At 40.1% G+C, this 13,437-nt stretch carries 16 protein-coding genes; 12 read left to right on the top strand and 4 right to left on the bottom strand.

Annotated features, from left to right (window positions below):
- The 6 genes from G593_RS0117540 to G593_RS0117515 all read left to right on the top strand — a co-directional run.
- A partial coding sequence (locus G593_RS0117540; protein ID WP_029732519.1) for a zinc ribbon domain-containing protein occupies positions 1–217 on the top strand: 217 nt, incomplete at its 5' end.
- Between the two features lie 30 nt (positions 218–247).
- Positions 248–505: a 5'-nucleotidase gene (locus G593_RS21835; protein ID WP_081472176.1), complete on the top strand. Its 258-nt coding sequence runs from the start codon at positions 248–250 to the stop codon at positions 503–505.
- A gap of 194 nt (positions 506–699) precedes the next feature.
- Positions 700–1,578 carry a LysR family transcriptional regulator gene (locus G593_RS0117530; protein ID WP_029732516.1) on the top strand — a complete coding sequence of 293 codons (879 nt, stop codon included), beginning with the start codon at positions 700–702 and terminating at the stop codon, positions 1,576–1,578.
- A gap of 124 nt (positions 1,579–1,702) precedes the next feature.
- Positions 1,703–2,173: a flavodoxin gene (locus tag G593_RS0117525; RefSeq protein ID WP_029732515.1), complete on the top strand. Its 471-nt coding sequence runs from the start codon at positions 1,703–1,705 to the stop codon at positions 2,171–2,173.
- Positions 2,174–2,201: 28 nt separating this feature from the next.
- On the top strand, positions 2,202–2,969 hold the full coding sequence (locus G593_RS0117520; RefSeq protein ID WP_029732514.1) for a carboxymuconolactone decarboxylase family protein: 768 nt from the start codon (positions 2,202–2,204) through the stop codon (positions 2,967–2,969).
- A 191-nt stretch (positions 2,970–3,160) separates the two neighbouring features.
- Complete coding sequence (locus G593_RS0117515) at positions 3,161–3,400, top strand: toprim domain-containing protein (protein ID WP_144125803.1); 240 nt, start codon at positions 3,161–3,163, stop codon at positions 3,398–3,400.
- Between the two features lie 172 nt (positions 3,401–3,572).
- Here the strand turns inward: G593_RS0117515 and G593_RS19165 are convergent, their stop codons facing one another.
- Positions 3,573–4,226, bottom strand: a complete 654-nt coding sequence (locus tag G593_RS19165) for a pilus assembly FimT family protein (RefSeq protein ID WP_049946515.1) — start codon at positions 4,224–4,226, stop codon at positions 3,573–3,575.
- A gap of 496 nt (positions 4,227–4,722) precedes the next feature.
- Between G593_RS19165 and G593_RS0117505 the strand changes: the two genes are divergently transcribed.
- Positions 4,723–5,079, top strand: a complete 357-nt coding sequence (locus G593_RS0117505) for an ATP-binding protein (RefSeq protein ID WP_029732511.1) — start codon at positions 4,723–4,725, stop codon at positions 5,077–5,079.
- Between the two features lie 37 nt (positions 5,080–5,116).
- Here the strand turns inward: G593_RS0117505 and G593_RS0117500 are convergent, their stop codons facing one another.
- Together G593_RS0117500 and G593_RS0117495 are read right to left on the bottom strand one after the other, a co-directional pair.
- Positions 5,117–6,235 carry a site-specific integrase gene (locus G593_RS0117500; RefSeq protein WP_029732510.1) on the bottom strand — a complete coding sequence of 373 codons (1,119 nt, stop codon included), beginning with the start codon at positions 6,233–6,235 and terminating at the stop codon, positions 5,117–5,119.
- 46 nt (positions 6,236–6,281) lie between these two features.
- Positions 6,282–6,866: a helix-turn-helix domain-containing protein gene (locus G593_RS0117495; RefSeq protein WP_029732509.1), complete on the bottom strand. Its 585-nt coding sequence runs from the start codon at positions 6,864–6,866 to the stop codon at positions 6,282–6,284.
- Between the two features lie 212 nt (positions 6,867–7,078).
- On the opposite strand from G593_RS0117495, the gene G593_RS0117490 reads away from it, so the two are divergent.
- The 5 genes from G593_RS0117490 (at position 7,079) to G593_RS0117470 (ending at position 11,265) form a co-directional block, all read left to right on the top strand.
- Positions 7,079–7,273 carry a hypothetical protein gene (locus G593_RS0117490; RefSeq protein WP_029732508.1) on the top strand — a complete coding sequence of 65 codons (195 nt, stop codon included), beginning with the start codon at positions 7,079–7,081 and terminating at the stop codon, positions 7,271–7,273.
- Positions 7,270–7,884: a CHC2 zinc finger domain-containing protein gene (locus G593_RS0117485; RefSeq protein WP_044994795.1), complete on the top strand. Its 615-nt coding sequence runs from the start codon at positions 7,270–7,272 to the stop codon at positions 7,882–7,884. The genes G593_RS0117490 and G593_RS0117485 overlap by 4 nt, the downstream gene beginning before the upstream one ends.
- A gap of 28 nt (positions 7,885–7,912) precedes the next feature.
- On the top strand, positions 7,913–9,217 hold the full coding sequence (locus G593_RS0117480; protein ID WP_029732506.1) for a DNA primase family protein: 1,305 nt from the start codon (positions 7,913–7,915) through the stop codon (positions 9,215–9,217).
- A gap of 169 nt (positions 9,218–9,386) precedes the next feature.
- Positions 9,387–9,626, top strand: a complete 240-nt coding sequence (locus tag G593_RS0117475) for a hypothetical protein (RefSeq protein WP_016225771.1) — start codon at positions 9,387–9,389, stop codon at positions 9,624–9,626.
- Between the two features lie 208 nt (positions 9,627–9,834).
- Positions 9,835–11,265: a MobA/MobL family protein gene (locus tag G593_RS0117470; RefSeq protein ID WP_029732505.1), complete on the top strand. Its 1,431-nt coding sequence runs from the start codon at positions 9,835–9,837 to the stop codon at positions 11,263–11,265.
- 295 nt (positions 11,266–11,560) lie between these two features.
- On the opposite strand, the gene G593_RS0117465 is transcribed toward G593_RS0117470, so the two are convergent.
- Entirely contained in the window at positions 11,561–12,931 is a 1,371-nt protein-coding gene (locus G593_RS0117465) for an IS1380 family transposase (protein WP_242827133.1), read from the bottom strand.
- Positions 12,932–13,437 lie beyond the last annotated feature (506 nt).

The following is a 13,437-nucleotide window of genomic DNA, read 5'->3' as shown; positions in this document are numbered from 1 at the left end:
GTTAGAATATAAGGCAAAGTGGAATGGCAGGAAATATGTCAAAATAGACACATTCTATGCCAGTAGTCAGCTGTGTTCAGTCTGTGGATACCAAAATACAGAGACAAAAAATCTATCAGTAAGGGAATGGACATGTCCTGTCTGTGGAACAAATCATGACAGGGATATCAACGCAGCAAAAAATATACTGGAAGAAGGATTAAGACAAATAGCATAAAAATAACAATATAGGGCAGGGACTGCCCGAATTAACGCCTGTGGAGATAGTAGGTTACGAGGTCTGCGAAGCAGGAAGCCCATTGGCTTTAGACAATGGGTAGTTCACGCATATGAAGCTTATCAGGTAGCACATGAGAATGAGAACCTTCAAAAGGGTGCAGCATTTCAATTGATCAAAGCATTTTTAGAGCTGAATAATACAGAATTTGGAAGACTGGTGGAAGTGATTATTATGTCACGGAATAATGCAAATACATGTCTTCGTATTTTTAATTCTATACAGTAGAAAGCAAATGCGAACACGCCGATGGCGAAAGGTCCTTTTGCTAACTTCCTGACAAAACTATCTTATGTGCAGCAGATGTTTAAAGAAAAGGGGGGTATCCATTAATGAAGCATTTTTCCTTGGTGGGATCAGCAAGACAGAAGTGCTCGCAGCAAGAATGGATACAATAAAAAATTTGTAGGAATATGAAAGATATGGAATTAAGACTATTACGCTATTTTCTAACCGTAGCAAAAGAACAGAGCTTTACAAAAGCAGCAGAACAATTGCATATTACCCAGCCAACGCTATCCAGACAGATGGCGGCATTTGAAGAGGACCTGGGAATAACATTATTTATTCGAAGCGGGAAGAAAATTTCGCTTACTGATGAGGGAATTTTATTAAAAAGGCGTGCCCTGGAGATTCTTAATCTTGAGGAAAGGACGCTGGAGGAACTGAAAGGAAAAGAAGAGGTTGTAGAGGGCACGATAACCATTGGATGCGGTGAATTTGCGGCAGTGGAGACATTGGCGAAGATATGTAAAACGTATAAAGAAAAATATCCGCTGGTTCAGATTGTATTGCATACTGCAACAGCAGATGCAGTGTATGAGATGATGAACAAAGGACTTGTAGATATTGCATTATTCATGGAGCCGGTGGACACCGAAGGGCTGGATTATATCAGAATCACAGATTGTGATCACTGGTGTGTCGGAATGCGGCCGGATGATCCGCTGGCAGAGAAAGAGTTTATAAAAAAAGAAGATCTTATTGGAAAACCATTGATACTGCCCGAAAGAGTGAATGTTCAAAGCGAACTTGCCAATTGGTTTGGAAAAGATTTTTCAAAACTGCAGATTGCTTTTACAAGTAATCTTGGAACCAATGCCGGAGTCATGGCAGCAAATGGACTGGGGTATCCAGTATCCATCGAAGGTGCTGCAAAGTATTGGCGAGAGGATATTCTTGTACAGCGAAGAATTTCTCCTGAAATCACGACCAGTACGGTGATTGCCTGGCGACGGAATATCCCATATTCGCTGGCAGTCCGTAAAGTGATCGAGGAGATTAATGCTTTCCAGGCATAAAACAAAATTCAATATAAGCATTAGACATAATGAAGTGATAGAGCTTAAAATAGATGTGTAAGATGAATATAAATCTTATACATCTATTTTTGTGAAAAATACGCAAAGAAAGGGGCTTTTTATTATGAGTAAAAAATTAGTGGCATTTTTCAGTGCAAGCGGAACAACAAAAAAAGTAGCAGAGATGATCGCAGAGGAAGTAAAAGCGGATTTGTTTGAGATTGAGCCGAAAGTTCCATATACAAAGCCTGATCTTGACTGGATGAATAAAAAATCCAGAAGCAGTATGGAAATGAGTGATAAAAAATATAGACCGGCGATTATGAAAAAAGAGATGGATATGAGTTCTTATGACGAGATCCTTCTGGGATTCCCGATCTGGTGGTATGTGGCTCCGACAATCATCAATACATTTTTAGAAGCTTATGATTTCAGTGGTAAAAAGATTGTGCTTTTTGCAACGTCCGGAGGAAGTGGATTTGGGAACACTGTGAAAGAATTGCAGTCATCTGCACCAGACGCAGTTATTATAGAAGGCAGACTGTTAAATCGTGGAACAAAACAGGAAATCTGTGAATGGGTAAACTCTTTATAAACAACAGTATTATGGAGGTATATAGAAAATGGGAAAAATAATACAGACAGCAGGAAGAAATACACTTGGTGAATTCGCACCGGAATTTGCACATTTTAACGATGATGTACTTTTCGGCGAAAACTGGAATAACCAGGATATCGACGTAAAAACAAGAAGTATTATCACAGTGGTTGCGCTGATGGCTTCCGGAATTACGGATTCTTCTTTAAAATATCATCTTCAAAATGCAAAAAATCAGGGTGTGACACAAAAAGAGATTGCTGCTGTAATCACACATGTTGCATTCTATGCAGGATGGCCAAAAGCATGGGCTGTTTTCAATCTTGCAAAGGAAGTGTGGGAAGCAGGCGAAGGAGATTTGCCATACGAAGAGGAAGCGATGCGTGCGCATGCTAAAGAGATGGCATTTCCAATCGGTGCACCAAATGATGGCTTTGCACAGTATTTTTCCGGCAGAAGTTTTCTTGCACCGATTTCTACTTCTCAGGTTGGAATTTTTAATGTGACATTTGAACCTGGATGCAGAAATAACTGGCACATCCATCATGCAAAAAGTGGAGGTGGACAGATCCTGGTATGTGTTGCCGGAAGAGGATATTATCAGGAAGAAGGTAAAGAAGCTGTAGAAATGAAGCCAGGTGACTGCATCAATATTCCTACAGATGTTAAGCACTGGCATGGAGCCGCACCGGATGAATGGTTTTCACATCTGGCAATAGAAGTGCCGGGCGAAAATAGTTCCAATGAATGGCTTGAACCGGTAAGTGATGAAGAATATAGAAAACTAAAATAGGAAGATTGAAAAAAGTATATCAGCTGGGAGTCAATCCCCCAGCTGATATAGCCTCCGGCAGGGCGCACATTGTCCGGTGGACAATGGTTTTGCGCCGACCGAAACGGAGTGTAGACTTGCAGAGGTGCGCAGTAGAAGTATGTCATGCAATTGCATGACGCGCACCTCGCAGCAAGAATGCCGAGGCATTCTTGAATTCATTGAGCGGGGTAAGCGAAAGGGCGTTGATGCAGTATCTTGCAGATCATAAAAATATCCGAAAGATTTATCTCTGCCTTGATAATGATACTGCCGGAAACGCCGCCTGTGAGAATCTTGCAGAAAAAATCCCAAACGATAAGGTGGTAATGCGATTAAGACCAGTAAAGAAAGACTGGAATGAATGTCTGACAGCAGGAATTATCTGCTTTGGTTTTTTCAATAATTTCTAAGATTGAGGTTGCTTTGAGAGTGCGATTGGTGGAAGCATTGCTTATACACGGAGAACCACTTGTTTTGCAAGATTCATCGATTTTTATATGTAAAATAAAAGCTCTACATCTTTAAAACCGCGTGTGAGCGTTGTTTTATTAAAAGATGCAGAGCTTCTTCTTTTATTGAAATTCACCGATTCCAAGACCATTCACCGATTCCAAGACAAGCGCGAATACCGGCGCAAGACCATGCACGGGAAACATTTGGATCGGTTGAGTTACCTTCATCAATTGCAGGAAGATAATAAATCGAACTATAGTAACTAGAATATGAGGAATCACTTACTGTGCCATAATCTGTTGTTTCACCGATTTTATATGCTTCATATTGTTTGGTATCGGAACTGTACAATCCCAAGTATCCTCTAGCAGTATAAATGATGCTATGGACCTTTCCGTTTCCATTGATGAGAGCTAAGAAATGACCGGATCCGTCCTGCAAACTTGGTACTTCGGATAATTTTACCGTTTCATTGTAGGAATCTTTCAGATTAACACCAGCAAGCCCATTACTGGCTGGGGCAGGATTTCCAGAAGAACTGGCAAGTGTTATCGCTCCACTAGAGGCTTTCCATTGCGTTGAACCTGCATATAATTCAGAGGTTACAGTTTGTACTGCTTCGTGCAGCATTCGAGTTTCTGCGATGACTTTATCTTTTTTCGCTTTTTCGATATAGCCTGTTAATGCCGGAATTAGTAGTGCGGCAAGAATTGCTAAAATTGTTAATACAACAATCAGTTCTATTAAAGTAAAACCACTTTTTTTACTTTTAGAATGTTTCATTTTGTAATGTCCCCCTATGAAATAAGAACTATATTTCTTTATTTAATAAGTATAAGGGATAGCTTGTCTGAAAACAAGAAGAATTATAATTGTAAGTATGAGTTGAAGTATTTTGTAAAAAGTGTAGTTTTAAACAAGAAAAATATAATACCCTGAAAAGCCGATAAAACAACGCAAAACTCGGCAATACAGGGCATTTCAGAACAGGAGAATTTTATGATTAGAGTACTTTTTATCTGCCACGGCAACGTTTAAAGTATGGCGAGAAAGACTTGATTTTGTAGGATTTTCTAGATAGAAACAAATAATTTACACCTTATTTATACCTTTGGAAGACCGAATCGGAATAATTAAAAAAGTTGTCATAATTTAGTTGGTCAAAAAATAATACTACACTCAAAATCAATTAAAAAATTAATCGTAAAAAAATACGATTGATTTTTTGCGCATTTTTGCATATAATATAATCATTATGGTTGGAAAGGGAACGATTACTATGCGTGAAACAAGAATATTAGAATTCAAGGAAACGATTACGAATACTTTTTTGAAAACAGTTAGTGCCTTTTCGAATTACAATGGTGGAACAATTCTTTTTGGGGTTGATGATAATGGAAATGTGAAAGGATTGCCAGATGTAAAACAGGCCTGTCTGGATATCGAAAATAAAATCAATGACAGTATATCACCTCAACCAAACTATACACTTGAAATACAGAATAATGACCAGACGATAAAACTTACTGTAAAAAGTGGCCTTCAAAAACCGTATTTATATAAATCAAAAGCATACAAACGAAATGATATAGCAACGATAGAGGTAAATAGTTGCTACATCTCTGGAAAGTCTTGATTTATAAGGCTTTCCAGAGTTTTTTTCTTTTTATTGGCTACAAATTGGCTACATCTGCCAGTTGGCTACTATCTGGGACTGCTGTTCCGGTGATAATATTTTCAAGCTGTTGTGCGACTTCGGCTTGTTTGTTTGGATACAGATGACTGTAAGTATTTAAGGTTGTCTGTATTTTTTCATGCCCTAAACGGTCAGCAATCAGAAGTGGCTGGAATCCCATCTCAATCAAAAGGCTGGCATGGGAGTGACGGAGATCATGCACACGAATCTTCTTTACACCGGATTTTTTACATCCCCTGAGCATTTCATGGTTCAGGAAATGTTTGGTGTAAGGAAAAAGACGGTCGTTAGGCTGAATCTCATAACACTTATCCATATAGGTTTTCAAACAATCAGCAAGTGTCTGTGGTATCGTGATAACCCGGTTACTTTTCGGTGTTTTAGGTGCCCAGACAACATCTTTACCATTGATTCTCTGGAAGGTTTTGCTGATGGCGATGGTATTATTTTTCAAGTCTATATCAGCCGGCGTTAAAGCACACAGTTCGCCCACCCGCATTCCGGTATAGTACATGGTCATGAAGGCAGTATAGGAAGCTGGCTTATCCTGTACGGCTACAATAAACTGTTCAAATTCCGCCTTTGTCCAGAACTGCATTTCTTCCGCATTGCTTTTTCCCATGCTACCAGCTTTTGTGCATGGATTTTCCCTCAGATCATAATACTTTACTGCATAGTTGAACATAGCGGTAATCTGATTATTGATTGCTCTAAGGTAGGTCTGAGCATAAGGCTTTCCGTTCTTATCACGATATGCAGTCAATCCGTTCTGCCATTTACGGATATCCTTTGGAGTAATCTCATTGATCGGGATTTTTCCGAATACCGGAAGGATTTTCTTATCTACCATATACCGCTTACTGATAATGGTGGATTCTTTTAGACGGTGTCCCATATCCTCAAAATACAGATCTACAAAATCCTGAAACAGCATACCCATATCTGCATTGGCTTTGTTGAGAAAGTCCCTTTCCCACTCCAGAGCCTCTTTTTTTGTGGCAAAACCACGTTTTTTCTTATGGATGGTCTTTCCTGTGTAGTCTTTGACACGCACCTGCGACATCCATTTTCCTGTTGTATCTTTTGTTACTGACAATTACATCATTCCTTTCATAAGAGTTTTCAACTCATCTTATGTAGGTCTATTTGCCAGAAAAAAGAGCATTCCTTCTTTTTAACCGTTCTTCAGTATCGAGATTTTCCGGTTCTTCTATCTCTACTCCCTGTGAAGCATAGTAGGCAAGGGTTTTCTCTTTCCAATCTTCATAGGCATCTTTAGCCATGCAATACTGCTGAAAAGATTCCCTATTGTTTTCCCATTCCTCGAGGAACAGACACATATCTGCATTTTGCTCGGCAGATTTGTCTTTTCCGTCAAAAGTAATGGAACATTGCCAGCCATCATGGTGGGGAGGTCTTTTTGTTTCTATGGAAAAATGCAGTCCGCTGATTTTTTCCAGTTGAAACAAACATTCCATAACATCAGAGAGACAGTCAAATTTGAAATCCCCTGTCTGGTGTCCGAGAAGATAGGTAGAAGTCGTATCAAGCACTTTAGCCAGTTCATTGACCATTGCGATTGACACTTCAATTTCCCCGCTTTCATATTTTTGAATAGTACGGAGAGATTTTCCAAGAAGAGTTGCTAAATCTTTCTGGTTGTACCCTCTTTTTTTTCGGAGCGTTTTAATTCGTTCTCCTATTGTTGAAACTTCCATTTCGTTCATGTTTTATTCACCTCAAGGATAATATAACATGAAATAAAACGAATTTCAAGTGCGTAATATTAAAAATATATGTTGACAAATACGAAAAATGAACGTATGATATAAACGCGAATTAAAAGTGCATATTGAAAACGCATTAAATAATAAATATGAAATAAAGGCGTACTGCAATGACACTTTCGATAGATAGAAAAAAGAAAAGGAGGATTTATATGCAGATTAATGTATCTTATATTACCGCAAATGAGATTATGGAGATTCTCGGGGTTGGGAGAAGCAAAGCCTATGAAATTGTGCGGGTAATGAATGAGGAACTGGAAAATGCCGGATACAACGTCATTAAGGGGAAAGTTCCGGTCAGATATTTCCAGAAAAAATATTATGGCTGTGAGATGAAAATGGAATGAATATCTTTCAGACAGTAAAAGAAAACGTAACTGCAAGGCAGGCAGCCGAACAGTACGGATTAAAAGTTAATAAAAATGGGATGGTCTGTTGCCCCTTTCATGATGACAGGCATCCCAGTATGAAAGTGGATAAAGGCTTTTGCTGTTTCGCCTGTGGTGCAAAGGGGGATGTGATTACATTTGTGGCAGATTTCTTTCATCTTGCACCATTGGAAGCAGCAAAGAAACTGGCAGAAGATTTTCAGATACCTATTTTTACAGATAACGCAAAGAAAAGGAATGCCAGTAAGAAAAAAGAAAAACCGAAAAGAACGCTGTACCAGACCGAAAAGAAATTTGAAGAATGGGAACGGGAAAGTATCCGCATTTTATCAGATTATCTTCATCTGCTGAAAGAATGGAAAGTGAGCCATGCACCTAAAATGCCAGACGAAGAATGGAAAGCAGAATTTATAGAAGCCTGTCAGCAGATAGAAAAGATAAATTACTATCTGGATTTACTGGTGTTTGGGGAGTTACAGAACAGAATTGAATTTTTATTGGATAGTGGGAAGGATGTGAAAAGAATTGAAGAACGAATGGAAGAATATAGACGTAACAACAAGGAATAGACTGGAAAAAGCATTGTATCAGAGGGAAATGAACTCTAAGCCGTACTCTCAGGAATGGTTTGAGGATGGGCAGATTGATGAAGTAGCATTTTGTGAAAATTTCCTGCAAAGAATTCCATTGAAGTGCATCAACGGTATCTTTTTCAGTTATGATGGAATGCTGCCAGACAGCGAAGTAGAAAAAGAAATTTATAGAATGGTAAAACCGGTTCTTACGAAAGGAATTTCCAAGAAAGTAAAACAGCTTTTGGAGGTTCTAAAACTGGAAGCCTATTCAGAGGAACTTCCGGTGCAAATGGATCGCATCCATGTGAATAATGGAACTTATTTTTTAAATGGAGATTTTACAGAAAATAAGGAGTTTTGCCTGAACCGCTTGCCTGTAAATTATGAAATGAAAGAAACAAAGCCGGAACGGTGGATGAAATTCCTTTCAGAACTGCTGGAGGAAGATGATATTCCTACCTTGCAGGAATATATGGGATATTGTTTAATTCCATCCAATAAGGCACAGAAGTTATTGATTATCTTAGGAAAAGGCGGGGAGGGAAAATCCCGTATTGGTTTGGTCATGAGAAAAATTCTCGGAACGAATATGAATGTAAGCAATATTCAAAAGGTAGAGCATAACCGTTTTGCAAGGGCAGATTTGGAATACCGACTTTTGATGGTGGATGATGATATGAAACTGGAAGCCTTGAAAGACACCAACTATATTAAAACCATTGTCACGCTGGAGGACAAGATGGATTTGGAAAGGAAGTCAAAGCAGAGCGTACAGGGGAATTTATATGTCAGATTTCTCTGCTTTGGAAATGGAAGTCTGAGTGCCTTACATGACCGTTCCTATGGATTTTATCGCAGACAGATTATCCTTACGGTCAAAGATGTGCCGCCGGATAGAGTAGATGATCCCTATCTGATTGAGAAACTGCAAAGAGAAGCAGAGGATATTTTCCTCTGGTGTCTGGAGGGATTGAAACGATTATTGAAAAATAATTACCGATTTACCATCAGCGAACGTGCGAAGAAAAATCTGCACGAAGCTATGGAATCTGGGAATAACATTATCGCTTTTATGCAGTCATCCGGGTATATCCGGCTGGAAGAAAATACAACAGCGACTTCTAAAAATCTTTATCAAGCATACTGCCGCTGGTGTGAGGACAATACGGAAAAGCCTATGAGTGCAAAAAGTTTTTCGGGGTACTTAAAAGAAAATGAAAAGAAATATCAGATTCATTATTCTACGAATATTCCCTCAGACAATGGAAAAAATGCCAGAGGATTTCAGGGAATCCATACACAGATACGCATAGATAGCTACCGCTGATACAGATGAGATACAGATAAAAAAGAATTTTCCAAAGAAGCGTATAAGCGTATATCTTTAGGAAAATCAAGGGATTACAGGTTTCTGAAAAGTATGGAAGATACGTTTATACGCTTATACGTGTGATTTTTGAAATTATTTTATTTTTTAGCAGAAGGGAGTGTTACAGATGTTAAAGCAGCCGGAAAGAGAAAGTAGAAATGTGAATGATTTCTTTTATGAGATGGAGGGCAGACAGATACAGAAAATGAACAAGGTACTGGCAGGCGTAGAACTGACAAAAGCAGAGGAAAGAACTTTGATGTGGCTTGCCGGATGGGAAGAAAGTACCGTAGATCATCTGCTGTCAGTCATAGAAAAAACAGCCCGGATACGGGCAGAGAAAAAGGGCGGATACGCCCATAAATGAAATCGCAAGTCTGAGTAATCATCAGATTATGTAATACAAAAACAGCCCTCGGCGATTGAGAGCGAAATACACCCATCGCACAAAACTAAAGTTTTATGCTCTGTGTATTTCGCCCTGCCGGGAGCAAACCGCCGATAGGCGGATAGGTTCGTAAACAGGTGCCTATGCACCTACTAACAATAAAGTCAGCGAGAGCCGAGGAAGGAGGATGCTTATAGGAAGACATTCATTTATCAGACAAAGTAAGCTGTCCGATGTGGCAGGAAGGATTGATTATATCTCCAATCCGAAACGGCAGGAATATCTCTATGCGACCTACCAGACAGAAGGAGCAACACCGGAGTTTTGGAAAAATCTTGCAAGAGAAAATCAGTTGGAGTTTAAGGCGAGCGGATCAGCAGGGAAATGTATCGAGGGGCGTGAGTTTATCATAGCACTTCCCGAAAGTTTTGTTCAGTATAGGGCAGATGATGTGGTAAGACTTTTTACAGAGACTTTTCATAAAAGATACGGTGTGGAGTGCAGTGCTGCCCTTCATCACAACAAGGCAAAGACGAATTATCATATTCATCTAGTATTCAGTGAACGGAAAATGCTGGAACAACCCGAAGTGAAAATCGCTACCCGAAATATGTTTTATGATGAGCAGGGGAAGCATAGACGCACAAAGAAAGAGGTTTTAGACGAGCAGGGGAATCTTCGGGCGGGATGCAGTATTATCCCCAAAGGGGAAGTTTATGAAAGCCATATCTTCACGAAAAAGGATGAATGGTTTAAGAACAAAGCCTTTACCAAAGAAGTCAAGGAACTGTTTACCGATACGATCAACCGATATGTAAAAGAGGAATCAGAAAAACTATCCGTATTCCAACAGGGCGGCGTATATCTGGCAACCAAGAAAATAGGAAAGAACAATCCGAAAGCAGAGGAGATAAAGGCAGACAATGCGGCAAGGCAGGAATGGAATCGGACAGTTGATGTGGCATTAGTCGAAGGCGTTCCTGAAGAAGATATTTTGAAGATCAAGCAGGAAAAAATTACAGACAAAACGCTGCAATCTATCAGGACACACGGTTGGCTGCCGGATATGTTCCGTCAGATTATCCGAGGTGCGAAAGACTTTTTGCAGGAGGTAATTTTCAAATTTAAACTACCGCCGAAACCTGTACCAAAGATTGATTTGCAGGAATGGAAAGATATGCAGAAGCTCATGTATGAATTGCAGAGACAGTCAATAGAGATAAAACGCACACAGCAGGATATTTCTTCTTTGAAAAAGCAACGGTCAGAGTTACGAGGACTATTTAAAGGCAAAGAGCGAAAATCTCTGGAAGGGCGAATTGAACTGTTAGAGGATTTGGAAAAGCGTCTGCATAAGAGTTTGGAACAGATAGTGAAACGTGAAGGCTATCCAAATGTGCAAGCCTTTCAGAAGGTTTATAACAAGGCAGAAGAACTGATTATAGAATACAATGAAGAAGTAAGGGCATGGAAAAACCAAACGAAACAGAAGAAAGAGAAACCGTTAGAACAGCCGAAAAAAGCGAGTGTACTGGAAAAGCTGCACCGCTATCAGCAGGAAGGCAGACAGCAACCGGAACGGTCAGTTAAGAAGAAATCTATGGATAGAGAACGTTGAGATAATAAAAAACATATATCAGACAAGGAAATTATTTTAGTCCTTGTCTGTTTATATTTTTGAGGGTGTAAACTTAAATAATAATGAATTACCTGAATCCGTGAAACTGGTTGTTTTATGATGCCAATCCCAAATCGGATTGGCTTATTCTTGATAAATAGTTCTTCAAAGACAGTATTTTAATGTATCTGGATTGATTTTGGTTCCAAATGACGGTTAGGAACACTAGAAATCCTTTCAAAAGGGCATACTTTCCCCTTGGTTTCTCAAAGGCTACCTGGAAGGATGACATTTATCACCGGAAATCCGCAAATGCTGTATACACCTGCGCAAAAGCATACCGCCATGTATTACTTCGGCCAAGGACTAACAACAACTGCCGGGCATGCTCTGTAACGTGACTTGCCATCATGATCATATTACCAATCACCGTACGCAGTCTTCTGCGCCTGACTGTATGTTTTGTCTCTGTGCCCTTCCTTCCGATGCTTTCCTGTCCGATCATCCGCAGAATGTTATAGGCCAGGATTGCCAGTTCCAGTACCAGCTCATTGGTCTCAAATTTGCCGGATGGCAGCCGCTCCAAATCCATATCGGTCTTGATCTCGCTATGGAACTGCTCGCATTCGCCGTGGGCATGGTAGAGTCCTATGACTTCGCGGTCAGTCATTCCAAGGTTTGTCCACCAGGTATTGACTTCAATGTCGCCTTCCAGAAGGAACTGGCCATATTTATCAATGGTACGGTTTATGATCTCGTACCCGGCACGGACGGTGATGGTTTTTTCCGCATCATCCACTGTTTTATAGGAAACCGGTTTCCAGTCGCTGCCGATATAGACGGTTTTCCCTTCACGGGGAGTTTCGATATCTTGGCTGTATTCCTGTGCCATCTGCAGCCAGTCCTCTTTGCTTTCCCTGCGGAGGTTGCGTTTTATGATGAAATAACAGCCTGCTTCCACCAGGATACCGATATTCTCTGCGGCATCGTTTCCTGAATCAAGGCGGATCAGGAGCGGTTCATCCGTGATCTCCCTGCACATACGGATGGTTTCCCGTAAAAACTCAGGGGTATGCTTCTGGCAATGCTGTTTTCCTTCCCGGAGTTCACAGTTGACCAGATAGCCTTCCGTTCCAATATATGCCATGATCGGCGCATAGCCGTCACATCCCTTATAAGTTCTGGAAACACCCTGCTTTTTGGTTTTGGAATTGTCAAAGGGCGTGACATCAATATCCACAGGCACATAACCGTTCGGAAGTTTTCCCGGTACAATGCCATTATCCCTGAGCATCTTGATGTTTTCCGCAAGGATATAAGAACGCATGGATGAGCCAATGTCATCCATCCGCTGGCGCAGCGTCTCCTCAGAAGGGATGCTTCTGACAATGCCAAGTGCGTATTTGTAAAAATCCGGGTCGTCATCAAACTCATGGACGGACTCATAAGCAGGTTTCCCAATGGTGAGAAGTCCGATATAAGTGAGCAGGACATCCCCGTTCTTGATCTGGTGCTGTGAACGGTTTGGGGTGACATCCATACGGTTGCACCGCTTTACGAAGTCGCTTTTGCCGAGAATGGCACCGACAACTGCAAGGCCGCTGGCTGGGATGATCCGCTCATTGGTAAACTCAATTTTTATCTTTTTCATGATGACTGCCTCCATGGTGTTTTCTTATGGAATATTGTATCAGAAAACATCACCAAATGGGTGATATTGTTAATCTTTTTAAACGTATCGACAGACCGCATAAACAAAGTGATTGCAGCATGAAATAATAATTAAACTCCACGGATTAAGGAATTATATTTACGTTTTATTTAGTAGAATGGTATAATTCTTAAGCGAAGTATCACATTTTTAGCAGACATAAAAAGAGCAGTTTTCAAAAATGTGGAACTGCTCTAAATGTGATTCTTCATAATTGTACCAATTCGCGGACGTTTTTCTGAGAAGTATATGGGGATTGTATCTTTCAAATCTTCTCAAAAAGCAATGAAAACAAGTGTTTTGTAATTGAAAACAAGTGTGTTAAATAAACACTTTTTGTTTCAAGGCATGCCGACAAGACCTTCCATAGGGAGGCCTGATGAAACATATGGAACAAAAACAAGGTTAACTACGATAAGCATACGACTTTCCAAGGTGTGTCATACTACTGCAGCCACAAG

This window comes from Dorea sp. AGR2135, from assembly GCF_000420885.1.
Taxonomy (GTDB): Bacteria; Bacillota; Clostridia; order Lachnospirales; family Lachnospiraceae; genus Dorea; species Dorea formicigenerans.
Note: the sequence above shows the minus strand (reverse complement) of the source record. Positions and strands in the feature narration are given on the sequence as shown.

Coding starts and splice junctions, on each gene's coding strand:
- G593_RS0117525 (WP_029732515.1), top strand. CDS start 1,703: ATGAGTAAAAAATTAGTGGCATTTTTCAGTGCAAGCGGAACAACAAAA.
- G593_RS0117475 (WP_016225771.1), top strand. CDS start 9,387: ATGTTAAAGCAGCCGGAAAGAGAAAGTAGAAATGTGAATGATTTCTTT.
- G593_RS0117495 (WP_029732509.1), bottom strand. CDS start 6,866: ATGAACGAAATGGAAGTTTCAACAATAGGAGAACGAATTAAAACGCTC.
- G593_RS0117485 (WP_044994795.1), top strand. CDS start 7,270: ATGAATATCTTTCAGACAGTAAAAGAAAACGTAACTGCAAGGCAGGCA.
- G593_RS19165 (WP_049946515.1), bottom strand. CDS start 4,226: ATGAAACATTCTAAAAGTAAAAAAAGTGGTTTTACTTTAATAGAACTG.
- G593_RS0117490 (WP_029732508.1), top strand. CDS start 7,079: ATGCAGATTAATGTATCTTATATTACCGCAAATGAGATTATGGAGATT.
- G593_RS0117520 (WP_029732514.1), top strand. CDS start 2,202: ATGGGAAAAATAATACAGACAGCAGGAAGAAATACACTTGGTGAATTC.
- G593_RS0117465 (WP_242827133.1), bottom strand. CDS start 12,931: ATGGAGGCAGTCATCATGAAAAAGATAAAAATTGAGTTTACCAATGAG.
- G593_RS0117470 (WP_029732505.1), top strand. CDS start 9,835: ATGCTTATAGGAAGACATTCATTTATCAGACAAAGTAAGCTGTCCGAT.
- G593_RS0117480 (WP_029732506.1), top strand. CDS start 7,913: ATGAACTCTAAGCCGTACTCTCAGGAATGGTTTGAGGATGGGCAGATT.
- G593_RS0117505 (WP_029732511.1), top strand. CDS start 4,723: ATGCGTGAAACAAGAATATTAGAATTCAAGGAAACGATTACGAATACT.
- G593_RS0117530 (WP_029732516.1), top strand. CDS start 700: ATGGAATTAAGACTATTACGCTATTTTCTAACCGTAGCAAAAGAACAG.